The following is a 23,831-nucleotide window of genomic DNA, read 5'->3' on the forward strand; positions in this document are numbered from 1 at the left end:
AGAGCCGTTCCGCGGAGGTGCTGGTGGCGGCCTCCGTCTGGCGGAGCGGAGGAGCGGCGCGCCGATTCCGGGACGACGGGCCGACCTCTCGCGGCGGGAGGGTCGCCCGCGGGCGCCGGTCCGGGGCGGGAGGCGGATCGAGCAGCACGGGAGAGGCGGTGGCGTCGGCGGACGCGGGCGGGAGAGGGGATGCAGGTGGCATGTCGCGCCGACACTAATCGCGCGGCACGAGCCTCGACGGGCTTGGCGCGGAACGTCGATCCGCGTGCGCGCGGCGGCCCCGCGCCTCAGCCACGGGGGTCTGCCAGCAGCTCGTCCGCGCGGCGGGCGATGCCCGGCCAGCCGAAGTCCGCCGCTCGGCGCCGCGACGCCGCAGCCACCTCCGCGCGTCGCCGGGGATCGCGCAGCGAGGCGATGAGGGCGGGGAGCTCCGCGAGGACGGCGTCCGCGACCTCCTCCTCCGTGCCCGGCGGGACGAGGACGGATCCGTCGACCACTCCGTCGGAGGTGCGCAGGATCTCGGGGAGGCCTCCGCGCTCGACCGTCACGACGGGGATCCCCCGCGAGAGCGCCTCCACCACCACCATCCCGAACGGCTCGTCCCAGCGGCAGGGGTAGAGCAGGAGCGCCGAGGAGCCGAACAGCTCCAGCAGGTCCTCGTGCCGGAGGAACGGGAGCCGGCGCACGACGCCGGGCAGGGCGGCGACAGCCTCGTCGAGCGCTCGGACGTACGGGGTGGGCGTCGCGTCGTCCCCGAGGCCCGATGCGCCGGCGATGACCAGCCGCAGATCGGCGCCGTGCTCGGTCCGCATCCGCCTCACGATCTCGACGGCCTCGCGGGCTCCCTTCTCGGCCACCAGCCTCCCGGCGAAGACCGCCTCCGCAGTACCGCCGAGCGGCGCCGGCGGGACCTCGGGCGGAGGGACGACCCCGTTGTACAGGACGGCTGTGGCGATCAGGCCGTACCGGTCGACCGCCCGGGCGCGCAGGAACTCGCTGCAGAAGATCCACTCGTCGACCGCGTCGAGGTAGCGCCGGGCGGCGGCGGGATCGGGTGGCAGGTGATCGAGCAGGTCGTTGTGCAGGTGTGCGACGATCCGCCCCCGGTAGCCCAGGCGGCGCAGGCGCACGGCGTAGCGGGGGCGGTTGTGGATCCAGACCGTCGGGACACGGCGCAGCGACGGAGCGAGCACCAGCAGCCAGAAGCGCCCGCCGAAGGACAGCCGGCGCAGCTCGGCGCCCGGGTCGCTGTCGCGCCGATGCGCCAGGAGGAGTGCCGCGCGCCGCTGAACCGCGTAGATCCGCCGGTACAGACGATGGGGCCTGACGTCCACGCCCGGTGACGCCGACGACCACGGCGCGTGCACGGCGATCCGGAGCGAGGACCGGGACACCGTCTCGCGGACCCAGGTCGCCACGGCTCCCCCGCTGCCGTCGAAGCGCTCCTCGGCGGCGAGCACCACGGCGACCTCGACCGGGGCGGCGGAGCCGAGCCGGAGCCGGGCGGGCAGTCGCGACAGGACGAGCGATCGCGCCTCGGCGATGTCGCGCCCCGGCGCCAGGAGGGCGGTCGCTCCCAGCACGAGGCCCGCGAGCGCCAGCTCCACCGGGAGCAGCCGCAGGGGCGCGCCCTCGGGGAGCAGGCGGAGCAGGAGCAGCACGATCGCCATCGGTGCGGCGAGCAGCGGCCCCGCGGCGCACGCGCGCAGGAACGCGCCGAGGCGCACTCCGAGCACCACCCGCAGCACGGCGCAGGTGACGGCGAAGCCGAGAGCGCTCGAGAGCAGCAGCCCGCCGATCAAGCCGTCGAGTCCGAACAGCACTCCCCCGCCGACGATCATCGGGACCGTGATCGCGGTCTTCACGATGTTCACGACCAGCCCGAACCGCACCCGGTCCATCGCCATCAGGATGAAGCCGACCGGATTGCCGATCGCCCGCACCGCGCCCACCACCGTCAGTGCGCTCGTCATGCCCGCGATCCAGCCCCAGCCGGGTCCGTAGAACAGCCGCACGATCTCCTCGGAGCGCAGCGCCACCAGCATCAGCGGCGGGATGCTCGCCATGCTGAGCACCGCGGTGACGCGGAGGTGGTTCCGCGCGACGCGCTCACGGTCGTGCTGGATCGAGGAGAACACCGGGAACATCACCCGCGTCACGATCGGGTTGACCCTCGCGGGGAGGTTCACGGCGAGGTTGTATCCCAGGGTGTACCCGCCCAGCTGGGCCGGTCCGAGCAGGCGGCCGATCGCGAGCGAGCCGGCGTTCGAGCCCAGGTAGTTGACGATGCCGTCGAGGGTCTGGAAGACGCCGAAGGAGAGGAAGCGGGCGGTCTCGCGGATCCGGAACCGGAACCGCAGCCGGAACCAGCGGCGGGCCTGCACGAGGGCGAGCACGGAGCGCAGAGCCGCGGTCGCGACGAGCCCCCACGCATAGGAGAGCGCCCCCGCGCCCGAGACCGCGAGGCAGACCGTCACGGCGAAGCCGCCGACGAGAGCGATCGTCTCGGACACGGCGACCGCTCGGAACCGGATCCCCTTCTCGAGCACCGCTCTCGGCACCTGCCCGGCTGCGCTGCCCACGAACACGAGCGAGGCGACGGTGAGGACAGGCGCCGCGGCGGCGGACCCGAGCAGGGAGGCGATCGGTGCGGCGCCCAGGAGGACGGCGACGGTGACCAGGAGCCCGACGGAGAGGTTGAGCCAGAAGACCGACGAGAGCTCGAAGCTGGTCGCCCGCCGGCGCTGGATGATCGCCTGGGCGACCCCCATTCCGAGGAAGATGTCGACGAACGCGTTGAGCAGGGCGACGATCGCGATGATCCCCATCTCGGAGGGGTCCAGCAGTCTCGCCAGGAGCGCGAACTGCCCGAGCTGCACGACGAGCGCGACGGCGAACGAGACCGCCGTCCAGGCGGTCGCGTCGACGGTGCTCCGGCGCAGGCTCACCTCTCCCGCCCGGCGGAGGCCGGACGGAGGCCCGGTCGCGGATCGTCGGCGCGGTGCTCGGCGCGGCTCATCCGCGATCTCCGTCCGTCGTCGTCGGCATCGATCGGCCGGCCGCCCGGTCGTAGAGGTCCTCGAGGTCGCGGATCCGCTCGGCGAGGTCGAACGAGGCGAGCACGCGCTCCCGCCCCTCCGCGCCCATCCGCTCCGCGCGGTCCGGGTCCCGGAGCAGGGCGGTGAGCGCCCCGGTCAGGCCGGGCACGTCCCCCTCCGGGACGAGCAGCCCGGTGACGCCGTCCTGGACCGCCTCCGGGACGCCGCCGTGGCGGTACGAGACGACAGGGACGCCTGCGAGCGCGGCCTCGAGGAAGACCATGCCGAAGCCCTCGGAGTCGCCTGTCGCCGCGGTCCGCGACGGTGCGCAGAAGACCGCGGCGCCGGCGAGGATGCGGGCGACCTCGGCGGGGGGCAGGGAGCCGGTGAAGGTCACCTGCAGGCCCAGCCGCGCCGCCTGCTCGACGAGCGCCTCCCGCAGGTGGCCGTCGCCGACGACGGTCAGGGGGACGTCGCGGATCGGTCCGGGGAGGGCGGCGACCGCCTCGAGCAGATCCGGAACGCCCTTCTTGTCGGTGAGGCGTCCGACGAAGACGATTCCCGCGCGCTCCGCAGCCGGTGCGGCCTCGGGGCGGGAGGTCGGGACGCCGATGTAGCCCACTCCGGTGCGCCGCGGGTCCGCCCCCAGGCGCAGGAGCCCGTCGGTGATGAAGCGGGAGACCCCGATCACCGCGAGCGCGGTGCGGAAGACGGCGCGGGCCTCGAGGGCGCGGTGAGCTCGGGCGAGGGGGCGGAGCAGGCGCGGAGCTCCGGTCGCGAGCGGCCAGCTGGTCACGTCGTAGCCGTGCCCCGTCACGACGAGCGGGAGGCGCCTCCTCCGTGCGTACCGCGCGATGAAGACGGCGTCGATGAGGAAGTGCGCATGGATGAGGGCGGGCCGGTGCTCATCGACGATCGCGTCGAGCCGTCGTGACACTCCGAGCCACCGCAGGAGGAGGGACCGCCGCCCGCGAGGGGTGATCGGATCGTGCAGGACGATGTCCGTGCGGTCGTGGAGGACGCCCGAGCCGGTGCGCTCGAGGCCCACTCCGAGGGCGCGCCAGCGCTCGAGTCCGTGCATCTGATTGCGGACGAACGTCTCGGAGTCCTGCAGCCACGCGCGCTTCCAGACCAGGACCAGCGGCCTCTCGCCGGCGACGCCGCCCGCGTGCTCAGCGGACGGCACGGCGCACCCGGTAGCGGAGGGCCGCGACCACGCTCGGCAGCACCCGCACGGCGTCGCCCAGATAGCGCCGCCAGAGCCTGCCGGGCTCCCGGCTGAGCCGGTGCGCCCACTCGAGGCCGAGGCGCTGCACCACGAGCGGCGCCCGCGGGATCTCGCCGGCGAGGAAGTCCACGGCGGCGCCGACGCCGAGGCAGACCGCTCCCGTGCCGCCGACGGCGAGCAGGCGCTCGCGAACCTCCTCCTGCTTGGGGGAGCCGAGGCAGAGCGCGACGATGCGGACGTCTGCCGTGCGCAGAGTCGAGGAGAGGCGGGCGAGGTAGGTGTCGTCCGCGAGCTCGGCCGGCTCCGGCGAGAGGACGACCGGAACCTGGAGCCCGGCGAAGCGCTGCTGCAGCTCGGCGGCTGCGCGATCGCCGACTCCGGGGCGTCCGCCGATGAGAGCGACCGGCGCACCCTCGAGCGCCGCGCGGCGGCAGACCTCGGTGAAGAGGTCGATGCCCGTCACGCGGCTCGCCGTGCGGTGGCCGTACGAGCGGGCCAGCCAGACCAGAGGCGCCCCGTCGAGCACCACGAGGGACGCCCGGCCGTAGTACCGCCGGAACTCGCCGGAGTGCTTCCAGCGCACGAAGTGGTCGGTGTTCGGCGTGACGACCAGCTCGTCGCGGCCGCTCCGGGACAGCTCGAGCACGGCCTCCGCCGCCTCGTCGAGCGTGGTGATGCTGGCCGGCATCCGCTCGATGCGGCCGGTGATGTAGGAGGTCATGCCGGTGCTCCTCGGGGGTCGGTGCGGGAGGGAGGGAACGGAGCTGGTGTGCGGAAGGGGCCGGTCGCGGCCGCCTGCACGGGGACGGTCACGTCGTCCACCGGGTGCTCCTCCGATCGGAGAGCCGGCGGCGGGTGTCGTGCACGGCGTAGAGGATCCGGCTGAGCGCCGTGAAGGCGGCGGGGACGTGCTTGAGCACCAGCCCCAGGACGAGCAGCCGCGGCGACCGCGCGGAGCGGAGCACGCGGACGTCGCGCAGCGCCTCGGACCCGAGCCGGACGCCGGTCTCGACGAGCGCCGCGTCGGAGTTCTGGCGGATCGGGGTGAGCGCGACGGGGACGGCGTAGAACCAGGTCGTGAACCAGTCCGACAGCGGGCGCGGCACCTCCTCGAACGTACGGGCGAGCGCCGCGCGCATCTCCTCGGCGCAGACCAGGAGGTTCCGGAGGTCCGGGTCGCGCCGACGGGTGATCGAGGACGCCGTGTGGACGTAGGAGTAGAGGATCTCCGGCACGAAGAGCACCCGTTCCGCCGCCTGGACCGCCCGCAGCACGCCGACGAAGTCGGACTGGGAGCTCAAGCGCGGGAAGAGCTCCTCCTGCAGGACGGCGCGGCGGAAGAGCTTGTTCCAGAGGAAGCCGTGCAGGCGCCCGGACGCCATCCGCTCGAGAGCGAGTTCGGACGAGACCAGTTCGCGCCGGTCGAGGCCGTCGATCACACGTCCGGAGGTCGACTGCCGGGTGCGGTAGAGCGCCCGGCAGACGACGACGTCGGCCGCCGTCCGCTCGGCCTCGGCGGTGAGGGTCCGAAGGATCTCCGTGTCCCACTCGTCGTCGACGTCCACGAACCAGACGAACTCGGAGTCGATGCCGTCGAGGGCGCGGTTCCGGGCGGCAGCGACGCCGCCGTTCTGCTCGAGGAGCAGGACCCGGGCGTCCTCGCGTCCCTCGGCCCACTTCTCGAGCACCTCCGCCGTGCCGTCCGAGGACGCGTCGTCGACGAGGACGACCCGCGTCCCCGGTCCGAGAGTGAGTGCGAGCCGCGCGAGGAAGCCGTCGAGCCGGGCGATCGCGTTGTAGCAGGGAGCCACGACGGTCACCGAGTGCACGCCCCCGCTCACCGTCGGCCCCCGAGCTCGCGGTAGGCGGCGACGACGGGTCCGAAGACGGCGTCGGGCGAGGCGGCCTCGTCCACCCACGCCTTCGCGCGGTCGGCCTGCATCAGGAGCCCCTCGGGTCGCTCCAGAGCGGCGGCGAGGAGCTCGGCGATCCGCTCCCCGTCGGCGTCGGCGGGGAGCAGGAGGCCCCGACCGTCGGCGAGCAGCTCACCCACACCGCCGACGTCGGTCGCCACGACCGGGCGACGGCGGGCCATCGCCTCCAGCATCACGAGCGGAGTCCCCTCCCACCGCGAGGTCGACAGGAGGAGATGCGCCGCGTCCAGCGCTCCGGTCACGTCCGCCGACGGACCGGCGAAGTCGACCACTCCGGCTCCCCGGGCGCGCTCGCGCAGCACCGGCAGCATCGGACCGTCGCCGAGCCAGGTGCCGGTGACGGGCCGGACCCGGGCGAGGGCCTCGACGGCCGCGAGGAAGCGGATCGGGTCCTTCTGCTCCGCGAGCCGCCCGATGCCGAGGACGCGGACGACCGGCTCGGCGAGTTCCTGCGCGCTCGCGGGCTCCGCGGTGACGTTCGCCGGGGCGTTGCCGGTGACCACGACGCGATCCTGCGGGCGGCCGTAGTCCTCGACGACCATCCGCCCCACGGAGGCGGAGACGGCGAACACCCGCCGGGAGCGGAAGGAGAGCGCTCGCCTGTCGATCCCGGGCAGCTCGGTGTGCGCGTGCTCGACCACGGGGACACCGAGCGCGGCGCCGACGAGGAGGGCCAGCAGAGCCTCGCGGCGCTGGTGGGCGTGCAGGACGTGCGGGCGGAACCGGCGGACGGCGAGAGCGAGGCCGCGGAGATCGGCCGCGAAGCCCTGTCCGGGTCTCGGCACCACGAAGACGGGCGACTCCTGCGCGGCGCGGTCGCTGAGCGGCCCGGGACGCCCCCAGTAGGCGGTCTCGCAGCCGTGCTCGCGGCTCCACGCGCCCAGGGAGAGGGCCACACGCTGCGCTCCGCCGTCCTCGAAGGAGTCGAGGACGTGCAGGATCCGCAGGGATCGGGAACGGGCGGCCCTCATGAGAGCGCCCCGTCGGGAACCGCGCCCGGGAAGCGGACGTCGAGTTCGGCCAGGACGGCGTCGACGTCGCGGCCCATCGTCCCGGGGTCGACGTCGTAGTGATCGGCGAGGAGGTCGACGACCTCGTCCCGGGGCCGGCGCTGCCGGATCACGGCCTCGAAGACCGAGGCGGCGCTCAGCGAGAGCACGATCGGGGACACCGACGGGCGGGACAGGTCGAGCACGTAGACCTGACGGTCCGTGCGCTCGACGGCGAAGCGCTGGGCCGGCGGCGCGCTGCCACCCTGCGCCTCGGCGGAGGCCTCCACCGGATGCACGGCGCTCGCCGCGGGATCGGACGAGGCCGGGAGGTCGCTCACCGGCGCCGTGGTCGCCGCGATCGCCTCGAACGAGGACGCCGAGCCCTGCTCCTCGCTGCGGCCGCTCAGCGCCACCCTGGCGAAACCGGTGAGGGCGGAGGGGAGGCCTCGGAGCGCCCGCAGGGTCCGCTCCCCCCGGAGCCGGAGCCGACGTCGGACCGTCGTCGCCTCGGGATGGCTCGCCTCGAGATCCGCGCGGGTGGGGAAGGCGGCTCTCAGCAGCAGGCCTCCCTTCAGGTGCCAGGGAGCGGACGCCACGGCGTGCAGCCAGTTGAAGGTGTGCCGGTCGGAGCTGCGGCGCACGTCCCAGAGAATCTGGGCCTGCCGGTAGCGCTCCTCGGGCGCGGCGGGGACTCCCCAGGAGGTGAGGAGCTCCGTCATCGGCGTCTGCGCGCCGAGCTCGACGGCCGCGTCGCGGATCGCCTCACGCTCCTCGCTCGGAAGGCCGGCGGCGTGCGCCTTCAGAACCGCCAGCGCCGTGGTCGCCGAGGCGGAGCGCGCGCTGCGCAGCTGGTGCAGGGCGTGCAGCACGAGGTGGTGCGCGCGCCCGGGGATCCGCAGGGTCTCGTCGCTCAGCGGCAGATCCTCGGCGGCCGCCCAGAGGCGGTCGAAGACGATCCGCTCCTCCTCGAAGGCACCCGGGAAGGAGCGGTGGACGTCGACGTCGCACGGCCACGAGGGGTGGACGAGCGTGATCGAGTGGTCGACGAAGAGCGTCCAGCTGAGAGCCTCGGCGCGGCGGCGCCAGCCCATCGAGGCGAGCAGCCCGAGAGCCTCGTCGAAGCGCTCGGGGTCGACCCAGAGGTCGACGTCGGCCGACGTCATCGGCGCGCGGATCCCCTGGCGGTGCAGACCCTCGCCCTTCACCACGAGGTTGCGGACGCCGTGCGTCCGCAGGGTGTACTGCACCAGCACGGCGGCCAGGCGCAGGGCGACGGCGTTCGGCAGCATCGCGTCGGCGGAGGCGCCGACAGCAGGAACCGGTTCAGGCGACACGGACGCGTCCCTCCGCGAGGGCGAGGATCTCCTCGGCCGCGACGGACCACGGGCGCTCCCGCGCGAGCTCGGCGGCCCCCCGGGAGAGAGCCGTCCACTCGCGCCGGAGCCGATGGAGGGCGTCCTCGTAGTCCTCGCGCGTCGCGTCGTCGGAGAGGACCACGCCCGCCCCCGCCGCGCAGAGATCGGCCAGGACGCTCGACTCGATCGCGAGGACCGGCAGCCCGCTCGCCAGCGCGTCGAGTCCGGCGGCCGCGCCGGTCGTCGACGGCGTCAGGTGGGCGTACACGTGGGAGTGGCGGAGCACCTCGACGACGCCGTCGCGGTCCTGCTCGCCGACGGAGCGCAGCCCCGACGCGAGGTCGTCGGCGATGCCGCCGCCGTCGTCGATCACGGTGACGTACTCGGTGCCGTCCAGGCGGGCGAGGAGATCGAGCCGCTCGGCGCCCCGGTCGAGACAGGAGGCTCCCACGGCGGCGAAGCGGAGGGGCCCGTCGGGGGCGGACGGCGTCGGGAACGACGCGTCCGGCAGGCCCAGGGGCACGACCGTTCCCGCGAGGGCTGACGCGAGCCGCTCCGTCGGGGTGACGACGACAGCACCGCGGCGCTCCTCTTCGAACCGGAGGCGCGGGAGTGCCGGGAGGTCGTCGGCCAGGAGGACGGTCATCGGAGCGAGCCCGGCGAGCTCCACGGCCGTCCCCGGGAGAGCCACCACGAGGTCGGGCCGCTCCGGATCGAGCAGTCGGCGGGCCCGGCGCGTGACGACGGCGAGCCCGACGGACCCGGCGCCCCTCCGGCGGGCGGGCTCGAGGAAGCGGGCGAGCACGCTGGGGCGGAGCTCCGCCCCGCTGAACCCCTCCGGGTCACCGGTCACCACGACCACGCGGTGCCCCTGGCGGCGCCAGGCGCGCTCGAGCGGAGCCGCGTGCCAGGCGTCGAGGGCGACGATCCCGATGGTCAGCACGGGCGGACTCCCCCCGTCAGGGGGGATCGGCGGCAGGGACCGGGAGACGGGAGGAGCGCGGAATCCCGCTGGTCGATGACCTCGTGCACAGGGCGGTACCTCTCTCCGTCGCGGCAGGCGGAGCCGCGGACGTCGGAGAAGTTATCCCCGTGCCCGGCGGCCTCCGAGTGGGAGGCGCGATACGGAGGCGGGGGCGGCGTGCGCGCCGCTCACGGAGTCGGATCGCGTCGGTAGCGGTCGCTCGACCGTCAGTCCCCGCCACAGGTTCCGCGCCCGCCGCACCGGCATGCGGAGGCACCGCGGCGCCGCCGATAGAGTCGGCTCCGTGACCCTCTCCCCGCAGATCTTCACGCTCCCCTCGGCGGTGCAGCGGACCCCCGCCGCAGCTCCTCACCCGGGGCTGCTCCGATGAGGGGCATCGTCCTCGCGGGTGGTTCGGGGTCGCGGTTGTGGCCGATCACCAAGGGCATCTCGAAGCAGCTGATGCCGATCTACGACAAGCCGATGATCTACTACCCGCTGTCGACGCTGATGATGGCCGGGATCGACGAGGTCCTCGTGATCACGACCCCCGAGTACAACGACCAGTTCCGCGCCCTGCTGGGCGACGGGTCGAGCCTGGGCATGCGGATCGAGTACGCCGTGCAGCCCTCCCCCGACGGGCTCGCGCAGGCGTTCCTGATCGGCGAGGAGTTCATCGGCGACGAGTCGGTCGCCCTGGTCCTGGGCGACAACATCTTCCACGGCACCGCCCTGGGCACCGCCCTCGCGGCGAACACCACGATCGAGGGCGCCGTCATCTTCGCCTACCAGGTCGCCGACCCGCGCGCCTACGGGGTCGTCGAGTTCGACGAGCACTTCCGAGCCGTCTCCATCGAGGAGAAGCCCGAGCAGCCGCGCAGCAACTACGCCGTGCCCGGCCTCTACTTCTACGACAACGACGTCGTGGCGATCGCGAAGACGATCACGCCCTCGGCCCGCGGCGAGCTCGAGATCTCGACGATCAACGAGCGCTACCTCGAGGCGGGGCGGCTGAACGTCCAGGTGCTCGACCGGGGAACGGCCTGGCTCGACACCGGGACCTTCGATTCCATGATCGAGGCGACGGAGTTCGTGCGCGTGATCGAGCAGAGGCAGGGGTTCAAGATCGGCTGCATCGAGGAGATCGCCTGGCGCAACTCCTGGATCGACGACGCCCGCCTCGCCGAGCTCGCCGCACCGCTGGTCAAGAGCGGATACGGCGCCTACCTCCACCGCCTGCTCAGCCTCGAAGGCGTGAACGCGGGCCGCTGAGCCCGGCCTCCCCCGACCTTCCCGACCTCCAGGAGAACCCGTGCGGATCCTCGTCACCGGCGGTGCCGGCTTCATCGGCAGCAACTTCGTCCACCTGACCCTGCGCGAGCGTCCCGACGCGCGGATCACCGTGCTCGACAAGCTCACCTACGCGGGCAGCCGCGACTCCCTCGCCCCCGTCGCCGACCGAGTGCGGCTGGTCGAGGGCGACGTCGCCGACGCCGAGCTGGTGGACCGGCTGGTCGCCGACGCGGATCTGGTGGTCCATTTCGCCGCGGAGTCGCACAACGACAACTCCCTGCACGACCCGACGCCCTTCCTCGCGACGAACGTCATCGGCACCTTCGCGCTCCTGCAGGCGGTGCGCGCGCACGACGTGCGGTACCACCACATCTCGACGGACGAGGTGTACGGCGACCTCGAGCTCGATGACCCCGCGCGCTTCACCGAGCACACCCCGTACAACCCCTCCAGCCCGTACTCCTCGACCAAGGCCGCCAGCGACCTCCTCGTGCGCGCCTGGGTGCGCTCCTTCGGCGTGCGCGCCACGATCTCCAACTGCTCCAACAACTACGGCCCCTACCAGCACGTCGAGAAGTTCATCCCCCGCCAGATCACCAACGCCATCGACGGCATCCGCCCCAAGCTCTACGGCACCGGCGCCAACGTCCGAGACTGGATCCACGTCGACGACCACAACACCGGCGTCTGGGCCATCATCGACCGCGGCGAGATCGGCGAGACCTACCTCATCGGCGCCGACGGCGAGAAGAGCAACCTCGACGTCGTCACCCGCATCCTCACCGCCTTCGGACAACCCGAGGACGCCTTCGACCACGTCACCGACCGCGCCGGACACGACCTCCGCTACGCCATCGACTCCACCCGCCTGCGCACCGAACTCGACTGGCGCCCCCGCTACACCGACTTCGACGCCGGACTCGCCGCCACCATCGACTGGTACCGCGCCAACGAGGACTGGTGGCGCCCCGCGAAGGCCGCCACCGAGGAGAAGTACTCCGCTCAGGCCTGAGGCGGCCCGCCGGCGGGGATCAGTGCGGACCGACTCCGGTCGACACCCGGCCGGAGGGCCGCGGAGAGTCGCACGGGCCGGGCGTCCGCTTCGCGCGGGACCGGCCGGACAGGACGATGCGGAGCAGCTGCAGCGGCTCGAGGAGGTAGCGGGCCGCGAGCCGGCGCGGGTCGCGCGCCAGGCGGAACAGCCACTCCACGCCCAGGGCGCCCATCCACCGCGGGGCGAGCGCCTGCGTGCCGGCGATGTAGTCGAGGCAGCCCCCCCACGTTCGCGAACGCCGCCCGCGGGGCGAGGTCCCGGTTCTCCAGGATCCAGCGCTCCTGGCGGGGCATGCCCATCCCGACCAGGACGAGATCGGCACGGGCGAGCGACTCGGCGAGCGGCCGCTCCTCGCCGATGCCGTGCCACTGCTGGTCGAATCCGTCGTACGCGAGCCAGGTCATCCGGGACGTGCGGGCGGCGACCGCCTCCGCCGCTTTGGCCGAGGACTCCGGCGTGCCGCCCACGGCGACCACCACCAGAGGCTCGTCGTTCTCGATCAGCGGGAACAGCCAGTCGGTGCTGTGTAGAAGGCTTCGCCGACGTCCGTCCAGGAGCCCGCGCCGCCAGCGGTGAGAGAGAGGCTCTGATCGCTGGGCCAGCCGACCTCCCCGACCGAGCAGTGCACCCCGAACCGCCGGCACCACTGCCCGAAGGTCGTCACCGCCGCCACGAAGACCTGCTCGTCGGTGCCGCCCTGCTTGTCCGAGCGCAGGGTCGTGCCCGTGCCGCCGGGGTAGAAGTGCTGCGAGTACATGATCCGGTCCAGCGGGTCCTGGATCCACGGCCCGTCGGGTGCGATCGCGGCGACCGTGCCCGTCGTCGCCTCCCGCATCCCCTCGACCCAGATCGTGTGCCGATCGCCGGCTTCCCGGACGGCCGACACCACGGCCTGCGTGTAGGCCTTGTAGGTCTCGACGGGGACCAGCGCCCGCTTCACCTCGTTGAAGAGGTCGTAGGCGGCGATGCGTCCGTCGTCCTGGAACTCCGCCGCGAGCAGGGCCCAGACCCGCTGCGCCTGGGATACCGAGAGCCCGGATCCGAACCAGACGGTCCCCTCGGGCAGATCGCCCTGGCTCGCCGGATACGTGCCGTTGTTGTGCAGGTCGAGCACGGCCCGCATGCCGGCGGCGCCGATGGCGGCGATCTCGGTCCGGAGCAGCGAGACCGCCGCCGGATCGAGCCCCTTCGCCAGAGCGTCGTCGGTGCTCTCCCCGTCGGCCCGCGGCTGCAGGAGCGACCAGGGCACCGCGAGCCGGACCAGCGTCAGTCCGCGGTCCGCCAGGAACTCGTAGCTCTCCGCCGGATTCCGGGCGGTGCAGTCGACTCCGACGTCGACGCGCGACTGCAGGTCGAACACGTTCACGCCGCGGAGGTAGGACCGGCCGCCCAGGTAGTCGTCGACCGAGCCGATGGCAGGCGCGGGCGACGCGGCGGCGGACGACGGCGCGCAGGCCACGGGAGCAGTTCCGTCGCTCCGCTCGAGGAGCCGCACAGCGACCACGACGAGGGCCGCGACCACCACGACGACCAGGACGATCAGCAGCGGGCGGCGGAGCCGACGGCGCGGCCGATCGCGTGCAGGGACGATGCGAGTCTCCCGAGCCTGCCTGCCCGGTGCGGCCACCGGATCGCCGCTCAGGCTAGCAGAGCTCCGCGACGCCTCAGCGCACCGCCACCGTCGCCCGGTCGCGGCCGGTGAGATCGCGCTGCGTGGTCGCTCCGCGCCAGCCGTCGGCGGTGAGCAGGGCGCGGATCTCGGCGCCCTGCAGCTCGCCGTGCTCCATCACCAGCACTCCCCCGGAGCGGAGCAGGCGGAGGGCGGTCGCCGAGAGCGAGCGGACGACGTCCAGGCCGTCCTCGCCGCCGTAGAGCGCCGAGGGCGGGTCGAACAGGCGCACCTCCGGATCGCGCGGGACGGCGGCGGCCGGGATGTAGGGCGGGTTGGAGACGACGACGGAGACGGTGCCGTCCAGCTCGGGAAGTGCCCGGGCGAGGTCGTCGAAGACGATGCGGGCGTTCTCGAGCCCGAGCCGCTCGCGGTTGCCGCGGGCCCAGATGAACGCCTCGGGAGCGTTCTCCACGCCGATCACGCGCGCGTGCGGCACCTCGTGCGCAAGCGCGAGCGCCAGGGCTCCGCTGCCCGTGCCGAGGTCGACGGCGATCGGCTCCGGATCGACGACCGCTCGGAGCGCGTCGATCGCGATCTGCGCGACGCCCTCGGTCTCGGGTCGCGGGACGAACACGCCGGGTCCGACCGCGAGCTCGAGCGAGCGGAACGGCGCGATCCCGGTGATGTGCTGCAGCGGCTCGCGAGCCGACCGGCGCTCGATCGCGCTCGCGAACGCCGCGGCGTGCTCCTCGTCGACGCTCAACCCCGTGATGAGGCGCGCCTGCAGCCGGCCGCGGCCGAGCCCGAGCAGGTGCCCGAGAAGCAGCTCCGCGTCGACGTCCGGCGTGGGGACGCGGGCGGCGGCGAGGCGGGCGACCGCGTCCGCGAGGAGGGTGCGCGCGTCGACACCGGTGGTCACGAGGGTCACGCCTCCTCGGAGCCGATGTCGGCCAGGCGGGCCTCCTCGTCGGCCTGGATGGCGCTCTCCACCACCGGGTCGAGCGCGCCGTTCATCACGCCGTCGAGGTTGTACGCCTTGTAGCCGGTGCGGTGGTCGGCGATGCGGTTCTCGGGGAAGTTGTAGGTCCGGATGCGCTCGGAGCGGTCCATCGTGCGGATCTGCGTCTTGCGCGCGTCCGAGGCCGCCGCGGCGATCTCCTCCTGCTGGCGGGCCAGGATGCGAGCGCGGAGCACGCGCATGCCCGCCTCGCGGTTCTGCAGCTGGCTCTTCTCGTTCTGCATCGACACGACGATGCCGGTCGGGAGGTGGGTGATCCGCACGGCGGAGTCGGTCGTGTTGACGGACTGCCCGCCGGGACCGGAGGAGCGGTAGACGTCGATCTTCAGGTCGTTCTGATTGATCGCGACCTCCTCGGGCGCGTCCACCTCGGGGAACACGAGCACGCCCGTGGTCGAGGTGTGGATCCGCCCCTGCGACTCGGTCACGGGGACGCGCTGCACCCGGTGCACGCCGCCCTCGTACTTGAGGTGCGCCCACACGCCCTGCGAGGGATCGGTGGCGTTGCTCTTGATCGCGACCTGCACGTTCTTGTAGCCGCCGAGGTCGGACTCGTCGCGGTCGAGGATCTCCGTCTTCCAGCCCTTCGCCTCGGCGTAGTGGAGGTACATCCGGAGGAGGTCGGCCGCGAACAGCGCGCTCTCGGCTCCGCCCTCGCCGCCCTTGATCTCCATGATGACGTCGCGGCCGTCGTCGGGGTCGCGCGGGATGAGCAGGCGCCGCAGCTTCTCCTGCGCCACCCGCAGCGACTCCTCCAACTCGGGGACCTCCTCCGCGAAGGCCTCGTCCTCGCGAGCGAGCTCGCGCGCGGCCTCGAGGTCCTCGCCGGCCTGGATCCAGGCGGAGTGGGCCGCCTTGATCTGGCTCAGCTCCGCGTAGCGCCGGTTGACCTTCTTGGCGCGGGCGGCATCGGCGTGGAGTGCCGGGTCGGAGAGCTGCGTCTGCAGGTCCTCGTGCTCGGCGAGGAGGACGCTGACGGATTCGAACATGGGGTCCTGGCTTCCGGAGGTGGTCGGGGTCGGGCTCATCGCCCGGGGACGCGAAAACGTCCGCGGCCGCCCCCGGTGACAGGGGCGACCGCGGACGTCGGGGCGCTAGTGGTGGCCGTTGCCGTGGCCGGCGGTGGCCGGGCCGACGGCCGACTTCGAGACCTGCATGAGGAACTCGACGTTGGACGAGGTCTCCTTCAGGCGCGACAGGATGATCTCGAGCGCCTGCTGCTGGTCGAGCCCGGCGAGGGCGCGGCGCAGCTTCCAGGTGATCTTGACCTCGTCGGCGCTGAGCAGCATCTCCTCGCGGCGCGTGCCGGAGGCGTTCACGTCGACGGCGGGGAAGATCCGCTTGTCGGCGAGGTGACGGGAGAGGCGGAGCTCCATGTTGCCGGTGCCCTTGAACTCCTCGAAGATCACCTCGTCCATCTTCGAGCCGGTCTCGATGAGCGCCGTCGCGAGGATGGTGAGCGAGCCGCCGTTCTCGATGTTGCGCGCCGCTCCGAAGAACTTCTTCGGCGGGTACAGCGCCGAGGCGTCCACGCCGCCCGAGAGCACACGGCCCGAGGGAGGAGCGGTCACGTTGTAGGCGCGGCCGAGACGGGTGATGGAGTCGAGCAGCACGACCACGTCGTGGCCCAGCTCGACCAGGCGCTTCGCGCGCTCGATCGCGAGCTCGGCGACGGTCGTGTGGTCCTCGGCCGGGCGGTCGAAGGTGGAGGCGACGACCTCGCCGCGCACGGTGCGCTGCATGTCGGTGACCTCCTCCGGACGCTCGTCGACCAGGACGACCATCAGGTGGACCTCGGGGTTGTTCTGCACGATCGCGTTGGCGATCTGCTGCAGGACGATGGTCTTGCCGGCCTTGGGCGGCGCGACGATCAGGCCGCGCTGTCCCTTGCCGATCGGGGCGACCAGGTCGATGATCCGCTGGGTCAGCTTGCCGGGCTCCGTCTCGAGGCGCAGGCGCTCGGTCGGGTAGAGCGGCGTGAGCTTCTGGAACTCGACGCGCGCAGCGGCCTCCTCGACGGTCTGGCCGTTGATCGAGTCGACGCGGACGATCGCGTTGTACTTCTGGCGGCCGCCGCCCTCGCCCTCGCGGGGCTGGCGGATGGCGCCGACGACCGCGTCGCCCTTGCGCAGGTTGTACTTCTTGACCTGTCCGAGGGAGACGTAGACGTCGCTGACGCCGGGCAGGTACCCGGTGGTGCGTACGAAGGCGTAGTTGTCGAGGACGTCGAGGATGCCGGCGACCGGGATGAGGACGTCGTCCTCGCCGATCTCGGGCTCGAAGTCGTCGCCGATCGCTCCGCCGCGGCGCTTGCGGTCGCGGTAGCGGCTGCGGCGGCCGTCCTCGCCCTCGGCCTGCTGGCCGTTCTGGGGCTGTCCGGAGCCGTTCTGCTGAGGAGCCTGCTGGCCCTCGGACTGCGCGGCGCGCGCGCCCTGACCGTTCTGCGGCTGGGACTGCGCGGCGGGGCTCTGCTGAGCGTCGTTCTGGCGGTCGTCCCCGCGGTTGCGGTTCCGGTTGCGGCGGTTGCGACCGCGGCCGGTGCCCTGCTGGTCGCCGTTCTGCTGCTGGTCGCCGCCCTGCTGCTCCTGCTGGTCGCCGGAGTCGGAGGAGTCGGCGTCGTTCTCGGCGGGCGCCTGCTCGGCCTGCTCGCTCTGCTCGGAGGCGCCCCCGCGGCTGCGGCGGCGTCCGCGGCGCTCGCGCTGGCCGCCCTCGCGGGAGGAGTCGTCCGACTCCGGCCCGTTGGGCAGCTCGATGTCGATGACGGGCTTCGCGGCCTGGTCGGCGTCGCGGTCCTGCTCGATGACGGGGAGGTCGGGGATCAGCGACTCGACGCCGGTCCCGCCGGGGATGTTGAGGTGCTCGCCGGCGGCGACGGTGCCGCTGGAGGCGCGGCGCGAGCTGCGTCGGCGGGGCGCGCGCTCGGCGGGCTCGGCGACCGGCTCGGCCGCCGCGGGGAGCTCGAGCTCGACGGGGGCCGACTCGGCGGCCGTCGCGGAGGGCTCGTCGACGGTGGGCGCGGCCTGCTCGAGGACGTCGGCCGTGTCGGCCTCGGTGCTCTCGACGGGCGTCGGCAGCTCCGCCGGCGCCTCGGGCTGCGGAGCGGACTGCTCGGCCACATCGGCCGGCTCGGCCTCGACGCCGGTGGCGTCGACGTCCGGGGCGACCGCTGCGTCGTCCGGATCGACCGCGTCGGCGATCGCGGCGGGCGCGTCCTCGGCGGAGGCGGCGCGCAGGTCCGAGATGGCCTGGACCAGCTCGCCCTTGCGGAGCTTGGAGGCGCCGCCGAGGCCGAGCCGCGTCGCGAGAGCCTGGAGCTCGGCGACGCGCAGACCGGAGAGGTCGGCGGTGAGGTCCACGGTCGAGCCGTGGGTGTTGACGTCTGTCACTGGAGAGGGTTCCTTCCCCCCGGGAACGAGTGCTCACCGGGAGAGCTCATCGACCGTGCGGTGCCATCGCGTGTTCTGATCCACGCGATGCTCTCGGCCGCCGGGACCGACTGCCGCAGAGAGCGAGGAGAGGGCCCGGAGACCAGGCGCCGGTCTGCAAGAGGAGCAGGGGCGCCCTTCACACGATGTGATGGCCGTGGTTGTCGGGACGATCCGTCGGACAGATTCCGCTCGTTACGCGGTTCCTCGGGATGCGGTCCCCACTGTAGCACCCTTGAAGTCGACGGCCAGCATGTGCGCGCGCCACGGCGTGGGGGCCTCCCGCTCCACCAGATCCGCGGCGGCGAGGCGCTGTGCGGGGTCGCTGCAGAGCACCAGGACGCTCGGTCCGGCACCCGAGACGACGGCCGCGTAGCCGTGCGAGCGCAGCAGCGCGATCAGCGCTGAGGTCTCGGGCATGGCGGCCGCGCGGTAGTTCTGGTGCAGCTTGTCCTCGGTCGCCGCGAACAGCAGCTCCGGGCTCTGGATGAGAGCGGCGATCAGGAGCGAGGAGCGCGAGACGTTGAACACCGCGTCCTCGTGCGGCACGCTCTGCGGCTGCAGCGAGCGTGCCAGCCGCGTCGACATTGTGTGCTCGGGCACGAAGACGACCGGGGACACGCCGCGGTGGACCATGAGCTTCTTGGAGCGCGGTCGCAGCGGCGAGTCGTCGGCGCCGGAGGCGTGCGGCTCGACCCAGGCGATGGTGAGGCCGCCGAACAGCGCGGGCGCCACGTTGTCGGGGTGCCCCTCCATCTCGGTGGCGATGCGGAGGAGGTCGTCCGAGTCGAGCTCGACGACGCCCTCGAGCAGGCCCTTCGCGGCCATGATGCCGGAGACGATCGCGGCGCCGGACGAGCCCATCCCGCGGCCGTGAGGGATGATGTTGCGCGCGATCACCTCGATGCCGGGCATCTCCTGCCGCTGGTCGGCGAACGTGTACGCGATGGCCTGCACGACGAGGTTCGTCTCGTCGGTCGCCACCTCTCCCTCGCCGACCCCGTGCACGGTGACCCGCGCACCCGTGGCCGCGACGGCCGTCACGTCGAGCTCGTCGTAGAACGAGAGCGCCAGGCCGAGCGTGTCGAAGCCGGGGCCCAGGTTCGCCGAGGTGGCGGGGACCTTGACGTGGACGGTGCGGCCGACGGGAACCGCCGAGGTCATGCGCCGGCCAGCCCCAGCACGTCCGCGATCGCGGCGGTGTCGACCGGGACGACGGTCGGCGTGATGTCCGCGCCGTCGGCCGTGCGGAGCGCCCACTGCGGGTCCTTGAGCCCGTGGCCGGTGACCGTCAGGACGACGGTCGCGTCCTTCGGGATCGCTCCGGCCTCGGCGCGCTCGAGGAGCCCCGCGACGCTGATCGCCGACGCCGGCTCGACGAAGACGCCGACCTCGCCCGCGAGGATGCGGTACGCCTCGAGGATCTTCTCGTCGCTGATCGCGCCGAAGTAGCCGTCGCTGACGGTGCGCGCGTTGAGGGCGAGCTCCCACGAGGCCGGGTTGCCGATCCGGATCGCGCTGGCGATCGTCTCGGGGTGGCGGACCGGGGCGCCGTGCACGATCGGAGCGGAGCCCTCGGCCTGGAAGCCGAACATGCGCGGGAGGCGGGTCGACTCGCCGCGCTCCAGCTCCTCCGAGTAGCCGCGGAAGTAGGCGGTGTAGTTGCCCGCGTTGCCGACCGGGACGATGTGGAAGTCCGGCGCGTCGCCCAGCACCTCGACGACCTCGAAGGCCGCGGTCTTCTGGCCGGCGATGCGGTCCGGGTTCACCGAGTTGACCAGGTGGACCGGGTAGTTCTTCGCGAGGTCGCGGGCGATGTCGAGGCAGTCGTCGAAGTTGCCCTGCACCTGCAGCAGCTGCGCGTTGTGCGCGATCGCCTGGCTGAGCTTGCCCAGGGCGATCTTGCCCTCCGGCACCAGGACGGCCGCGGTGATGCCGGCGTGCGTCGCGTAGGCGGCGGCCGACGCGGAGGTGTTGCCGGTCGAAGCGCAGATGACGGCCTTCGCGCCGTGCTCGACGGCCTTCGAGATCGCCATGGTCATGCCGCGGTCCTTGAAGGAGCCGGTCGGGTTCATGCCCTCGTACTTGACCCACACCTTCGCGCCCGTGCGCGCCGAGAGGGCCGCCGCGGGGATGAGCGGCGTGCCGCCCTCGCCGAGAGTGATGACCGGGGTCGCCTCGGTGACATCGAGGCGGTCCGCGTACTCGTGCAGGACTCCGCGCCACTGCTTGGCCATCTCAGGCTCCTTCAACTCGTAGAACGGACGTCACGGCGCCGACGAAACCATGCGAATGGAGGGCGGTGACGGTGGCCGCCAGATCGGATTCCGCCGCGGCGTGCGTGCCGATGACCAGGGTAGCGGTCGGCTCGCGCCGCTCCGCACCGCCCTGCTCCTCCAGCGGGTCGGCGCCGGGCGGGGTCTGCACCAGGGTCTCGACCGAGACGCCGTGGTCGGCGAAGACGCCCGCGATCTGCGCGAGCACGCCGGGGCGGTCGAGCACCTCGAGGGTGACCTGGTACCGGGTGGTGACGTGGCCGATCGGGAGGACCGCGAGCCCGGAGCTCGCGCTGGTCACCAGGCCGGGGCCGCCGACGACGTGGCGGCGGGCGGCCGACACGACGTCGCCGAGGACGGCGGAGGCCGTCTCGATCCCGCCGGCGCCGGCGCCGTAGAACATCAGGTCGCCGGCCGCCTCCGCCTCGACGAAGACCGCGTTGTTGGCCCCGTGCACGGCCGCGAGCGGGTGGGAGCGGTGCACGAGCGCGGGGTAGACCCGCGCGGACACGCCCTCCACGCCGGTCTTGGCGTCGGTCAGCCGCTCGCAGATCGCGAGCAGCTTGATCACGTAGCCGGAGTCGCGGGCCTGGTCGACCTGCGCCTTCGTGATGCCGGTGATGCCCTCGCGGTGCACCAGGGTGACCGGGACGTCGGTGTGGAACGCGAGGCGGGCGAGGATCGCCGCCTTCTGCGCCGCGTCGTAGCCCTCGATGTCGGCGGTCGGGTCGGACTCGGCGTAGCCGAGCTCGGTCGCGCGGGCGAGCGCGTCCTCGAGGCTCGCGTGCTCGGTGTCCATCCGGTCGAGGATGTAGTTGGTCGTGCCGTTGACGATGCCGAGGATGCGGTGGACCCGGTCGCCGGCGAGGCTGTCGCGCAGCGGCCGGATGATCGGGATCGCGCCGGCGACGGCCGCCTCGTAGTTGAGCTGGGCGCCCACCTGGTCGGCGGCCTCGAAGAGCTCGTTGCCGTGGGCGGCGAGCAGCGCCTTGTTGGCCGTGATCACGTCCGCGCCCGACGAGATCGCCGTGAGGATGTGGCTGCGGGCGGGCTCGAGCCCGCCGATCAGCTCGACCACGATGTCGGCGCCCAGGATCAGCGACTCGGCGTCGGTGGTGAGCAGGTGCTTCGGGATGTCGGCGGTGCGGGGCGCGTCCACGTCCCTGACGGCCACGCCTACGAGCTCCAGCGGCGCCCCCACGCGCTGGGCGAGCTCGTCGCCGTGGTCGAGCAGGAGGCGCGCCACCTGGGCACCGACGGACCCGGCGCCCAGCAGGGCGACGCGGAGGCTGCGGTACTCGATCATCGGGAGGTGGCCTTTCGTTCGATGCCGGCGTCGCGGCGGAGGAGGTCCTCCTCGGTCTCGCCGCGCACGAGGACGCGCGAGCGCCCGTCGCGGACGGCGACCACCGGGGGGCGCCCGAGGTAGTTGTAGTTGCTGGCGAGCGACCAGCAGTAGGCGCCGGTCGCGGCGACGGCGAGCAGGTCGCCCGGCCGCACGTCCGCGGGCAGGAAGTCGTCGTGGACGACGATGTCGCCCGACTCGCAGTGCTTCCCGGCCACCCGCACGAGGGCGGGCTCGGCCGAGGAGGAGCGGTCGGCGATCCGCGCCGTGTAGTCGGCGCCGTAGAGCGCCGGACGGGCGTTGTCGCTCATGCCGCCGTCGACGCTGACGTAGCGGCGGACCGCGGTCGAGCCCTCGGAGCCGACCGTCACGTCCTTCACGGTGCCCACCTCGTAGAGGGTGACGCCGGCGGGCCCGATCAGCGAGCGGCCGGGCTCGATCGCGATGTGCGGCACCGGGACGCCGCGGGCGGAGCACTGCTCGGCGACCGCGTCGGCGACGGCGGCCGCGATCTCGGCGATCGGGGTCGGGTCGTCGGCACTGGTGTACGCGATGCCGAAGCCGCCGCCGAGGTTGAGCTCCGGCACGGGGCCGTCCGCGAGCAGTGCCGCGTGGACGTCGAGCAGGCGCGACGCCGACTCCGCGAACCCGGCGGAGCCGAAGATCTGGGATCCGATGTGGCAGTGCAGCCCGAGGAACCGCAGGGAGGAGAAGGAGCGGATGCGGGCGACCGCGGCCGGGCAGTCGGCGAGTGCGAGGCCGAACTTCTGGTCCTCGTGCGCCGTGGCGAGGAACTCGTGGGTGTGCGCGTGCACTCCGCTGTTGACCCGGAGGCGCACCGCCTGCACGCGGCCGTGCCGCTCGGCCGCGGCTGCGACGCGCTCGATCTCGACGAGGCTGTCGAGCACGATCGTGCCCGCGCCCACCTCGACGGCCCTGTCGATCTCGCGGAGCGACTTGTTGTTGCCGTGGAGGCCGAAGCGCTCGGGCTCGATCCCGGCGGCGAGGGCCACTGCCATCTCGCCGCCGCTGGAGAGGTCGAGGTTCAGGCCCTCGTCGCGCATCCAGCGGGCGACCTCGGTCGAGAGGAACGCCTTGCCCGCGTAGTAGACCGTGACGCCGGTGCCGATGCGGCCGAGCTCGCGGGCGAAGACCTCGCGCATCTCGACGGCCCGGCGGCGGGCGTCGGCCTCGTCCACCACGTAGAGAGGAGTGCCGTGCTCGCGCACCAGCTCGGCGACGGGCACTCCGGCGATCCGGATCCCGCCGTCCTCGCCGCGCTCGGCGCTGTCCGGCCACACGCCGTCGGCCAGGGCGTTCGGGTCGGCGGGCGTGTGCAGCCACTCAGGCGCGAGCGGATGCCGGGGGGCGCGGGCGCGGGCGTCGACGGTGTCCACGGGTGAGACCTCACAGGAGAGAGTGGGAGCGTCACTGCGGGGCGAGCGGGTCCGGATTGACCCCTGAAGCCAGCGATGTCAGTGTTCGGCCCGCGGAAGACGCCGGCACAGGGCTCCGATCCTACCGGTCCGGGGCGGCGGCGCCGCGCGGGCTCAGGCGCACGTGCCCGGTTCCTGCTCCGCGCGGTCGCTGAGGAACGTCGGAGAGAGCGCGAAGCTCGCGTTCAGCGACTCGTCGGCGACCTCGACTCCGGTCAGCGTCAGTCCGCGCGGCACCGAGTCCGCGATGCACACGGAGGACGGAGCGAGCAGGTCGCCGGAGACGGCGCCGAAGCGGTCGCGGAAGTCGGTCGCCGAGAAGGTCGCACCGGCGGCGGAGACCTCGGCCGGGGTCAGCCGGATGGCGCCGTCCACGGCGGCGAGCTCCATCCCCACGCCCGCGCCGAGCCGGAGACCCAGCACCTCGACGGAGGCGGTCACGCGCACGAGCGGAGCGTCCAGCGTCACCTCGTCGACAGGAACGGTGCTGCGCTCGGTGACGAGCCGCGACACCGAGGCCGCGTCGATCGCGACCGTGGTGCTGCCGGACTCGACCGCTCCGACGCCGCTCACCGGCACCCCGATCAGGGTCGCAGCGACGTCGCCGTCGAGCTCGCCGAACGTCACGTCCGAGCTGCGCAGGTCGAGCCGGTCCAGCCGCCCCGAGACGAGCTGCGGGAGAACGGCCCAGCCGGCGACGTCGACGTCCACCGCCCGGTCCGCGGGCAGTGCGAGCGCCTCGCGGAGGCTCGCGGCGGCGCGGTCCGCGACGGCGCGGCGGGCGAGCGAGTCGCCCACCACCGCCGCGACCACGAGCAGCACCAGCACCACGACGACCACCACGGCCGCGCGTCCCCCGCG

Annotated in this window: 19 protein-coding genes and 1 pseudogene; 2 read left to right on the forward strand and 18 right to left on the reverse strand. The window is 73.2% G+C overall.

Annotated features, from left to right (window positions below):
- Positions 1-287: 287 nt before the first annotated feature.
- From C5C57_RS00560 to C5C57_RS00590, 7 genes are all read right to left on the reverse strand, one after another.
- Positions 288-2,948, reverse strand: a complete 2,661-nt coding sequence (locus C5C57_RS00560) for an MOP flippase family protein (protein WP_104297147.1) — start codon at positions 2,946-2,948, stop codon at positions 288-290.
- A gap of 67 nt (positions 2,949-3,015) precedes the next feature.
- Entirely contained in the window at positions 3,016-4,224 is a 1,209-nt protein-coding gene (locus C5C57_RS00565) for a glycosyltransferase (RefSeq protein ID WP_104246588.1), read from the reverse strand.
- Complete coding sequence (locus tag C5C57_RS00570) at positions 4,211-4,987, reverse strand: WecB/TagA/CpsF family glycosyltransferase (protein WP_104246589.1); 777 nt, start codon at positions 4,985-4,987, stop codon at positions 4,211-4,213. Before C5C57_RS00570 ends, C5C57_RS00565 begins: the two co-directional genes overlap by 14 nt.
- Before the next feature lie 88 nt (positions 4,988-5,075).
- Positions 5,076-6,095 carry a glycosyltransferase family 2 protein gene (locus C5C57_RS00575; RefSeq protein ID WP_181069043.1) on the reverse strand — a complete coding sequence of 340 codons (1,020 nt, stop codon included), beginning with the start codon at positions 6,093-6,095 and terminating at the stop codon, positions 5,076-5,078.
- Between the two features lie 8 nt (positions 6,096-6,103).
- On the reverse strand, positions 6,104-7,171 hold the full coding sequence (locus C5C57_RS00580) for a glycosyltransferase family 4 protein (RefSeq protein WP_104246591.1): 1,068 nt from the start codon (positions 7,169-7,171) through the stop codon (positions 6,104-6,106).
- On the reverse strand, positions 7,168-8,526 hold the full coding sequence (locus C5C57_RS00585) for a PqqD family peptide modification chaperone (RefSeq protein WP_146082317.1): 1,359 nt from the start codon (positions 8,524-8,526) through the stop codon (positions 7,168-7,170). The genes C5C57_RS00580 and C5C57_RS00585 overlap by 4 nt, the downstream gene beginning before the upstream one ends.
- Positions 8,516-9,490, reverse strand: a complete 975-nt coding sequence (locus C5C57_RS00590; protein WP_146082318.1) for a glycosyltransferase family 4 protein — start codon at positions 9,488-9,490, stop codon at positions 8,516-8,518. Before C5C57_RS00590 ends, C5C57_RS00585 begins: the two co-directional genes overlap by 11 nt.
- A 408-nt stretch (positions 9,491-9,898) precedes the next feature.
- Here C5C57_RS00590 and rfbA point away from each other — a divergent pair, with 408 nt between their 5' ends.
- Together rfbA and rfbB are read left to right on the forward strand one after the other, a co-directional pair.
- Entirely contained in the window at positions 9,899-10,783 is an 885-nt protein-coding gene (rfbA, locus tag C5C57_RS00595; protein WP_104223010.1) for a glucose-1-phosphate thymidylyltransferase RfbA, read from the forward strand.
- Between the two features lie 40 nt (positions 10,784-10,823).
- Positions 10,824-11,816 carry a dTDP-glucose 4,6-dehydratase gene (gene rfbB / locus C5C57_RS00600; RefSeq protein ID WP_104297148.1) on the forward strand — a complete coding sequence of 331 codons (993 nt, stop codon included), beginning with the start codon at positions 10,824-10,826 and terminating at the stop codon, positions 11,814-11,816.
- Between the two features lie 19 nt (positions 11,817-11,835).
- Here the strand turns inward: rfbB and C5C57_RS00605 are convergent, their stop codons facing one another.
- The 11 genes and pseudogenes from C5C57_RS00605 to C5C57_RS00650 all read right to left on the reverse strand — a co-directional run bounded on the left by C5C57_RS00605 (position 11,836) and on the right by C5C57_RS00650 (position 23,813).
- Positions 11,836-12,180, reverse strand: a complete 345-nt coding sequence (locus tag C5C57_RS00605; protein WP_219813756.1) for a WecB/TagA/CpsF family glycosyltransferase — start codon at positions 12,178-12,180, stop codon at positions 11,836-11,838.
- Positions 12,134-12,337: pseudogene (locus tag C5C57_RS18625) on the reverse strand (WecB/TagA/CpsF family glycosyltransferase); the annotation flags it as partial. The gene C5C57_RS00605 and the pseudogene C5C57_RS18625, both read right to left, overlap by 47 nt.
- 20 nt (positions 12,338-12,357) lie before the next feature.
- Positions 12,358-13,485, reverse strand: a complete 1,128-nt coding sequence (locus C5C57_RS00610; RefSeq protein WP_181069044.1) for a glycoside hydrolase family 5 protein — start codon at positions 13,483-13,485, stop codon at positions 12,358-12,360.
- Positions 13,486-13,522: 37 nt separating this feature from the next.
- The gene (gene prmC / locus C5C57_RS00615; protein ID WP_104237567.1) at positions 13,523-14,398 is read right to left on the reverse strand and encodes a peptide chain release factor N(5)-glutamine methyltransferase; all 876 of its coding nucleotides are present in this window, start codon (positions 14,396-14,398) and stop codon (positions 13,523-13,525) included.
- Entirely contained in the window at positions 14,395-15,477 is a 1,083-nt protein-coding gene (prfA, locus tag C5C57_RS00620) for a peptide chain release factor 1 (RefSeq protein ID WP_104232724.1), read from the reverse strand. Before prfA ends, prmC begins: the two co-directional genes overlap by 4 nt.
- Before the next feature lie 105 nt (positions 15,478-15,582).
- Positions 15,583-17,874 (reverse strand): transcription termination factor Rho, encoded by a 2,292-nt coding sequence (gene rho / locus C5C57_RS00625; protein ID WP_104297150.1) that lies wholly within the window; start codon positions 17,872-17,874, stop codon positions 15,583-15,585.
- Between the two features lie 234 nt (positions 17,875-18,108).
- Positions 18,109-19,077 (reverse strand): homoserine kinase, encoded by a 969-nt coding sequence (gene thrB / locus C5C57_RS00630; RefSeq protein ID WP_104223004.1) that lies wholly within the window; start codon positions 19,075-19,077, stop codon positions 18,109-18,111.
- Positions 19,074-20,150, reverse strand: coding sequence for a threonine synthase (gene thrC / locus C5C57_RS00635; protein ID WP_104223003.1), 1,077 nt, complete (start codon positions 20,148-20,150; stop codon positions 19,074-19,076). The genes thrB and thrC overlap by 4 nt, the downstream gene beginning before the upstream one ends.
- A 1-nt stretch (position 20,151) precedes the next feature.
- A complete protein-coding gene (locus tag C5C57_RS00640; protein WP_104223002.1) occupies positions 20,152-21,495 on the reverse strand; it encodes a homoserine dehydrogenase in 1,344 nt (447 codons plus the stop codon).
- The gene (gene lysA, locus C5C57_RS00645) at positions 21,492-22,931 is read right to left on the reverse strand and encodes a diaminopimelate decarboxylase (RefSeq protein ID WP_104225560.1); all 1,440 of its coding nucleotides are present in this window, start codon (positions 22,929-22,931) and stop codon (positions 21,492-21,494) included. Before lysA ends, C5C57_RS00640 begins: the two co-directional genes overlap by 4 nt.
- 153 nt (positions 22,932-23,084) lie before the next feature.
- A complete protein-coding gene (locus C5C57_RS00650) occupies positions 23,085-23,813 on the reverse strand; it encodes an LmeA family phospholipid-binding protein (RefSeq protein WP_181069046.1) in 729 nt (242 codons plus the stop codon).
- Positions 23,814-23,831: the final 18 nt, after the last annotated feature.

Origin of the sequence: Rathayibacter sp. AY1C5, assembly GCF_002931705.1 — a bacterium.
GTDB lineage: Bacteria > Actinomycetota > Actinomycetes > Actinomycetales > Microbacteriaceae > Rathayibacter.

Excerpts from the sequence above, each read along its gene's own strand:
- C5C57_RS00570 (WP_104246589.1), bottom strand. The coding sequence starts at position 4,987 with ATGACCTCCTACATCACCGGCCGCATCGAGCGGATGCCGGCCAGCATC.
- C5C57_RS00580 (WP_104246591.1), bottom strand. The coding sequence starts at position 7,171 with ATGAGGGCCGCCCGTTCCCGATCCCTGCGGATCCTGCACGTCCTCGAC.
- rfbA (WP_104223010.1), top strand. The coding sequence starts at position 9,899 with ATGAGGGGCATCGTCCTCGCGGGTGGTTCGGGGTCGCGGTTGTGGCCG.
- prfA (WP_104232724.1), bottom strand. The coding sequence starts at position 15,477 with ATGTTCGAATCCGTCAGCGTCCTCCTCGCCGAGCACGAGGACCTGCAG.
- thrB (WP_104223004.1), bottom strand. The coding sequence starts at position 19,077 with ATGACCTCGGCGGTTCCCGTCGGCCGCACCGTCCACGTCAAGGTCCCC.
- thrC (WP_104223003.1), bottom strand. The coding sequence starts at position 20,150 with ATGGCCAAGCAGTGGCGCGGAGTCCTGCACGAGTACGCGGACCGCCTC.
- C5C57_RS00640 (WP_104223002.1), bottom strand. The coding sequence starts at position 21,495 with ATGATCGAGTACCGCAGCCTCCGCGTCGCCCTGCTGGGCGCCGGGTCC.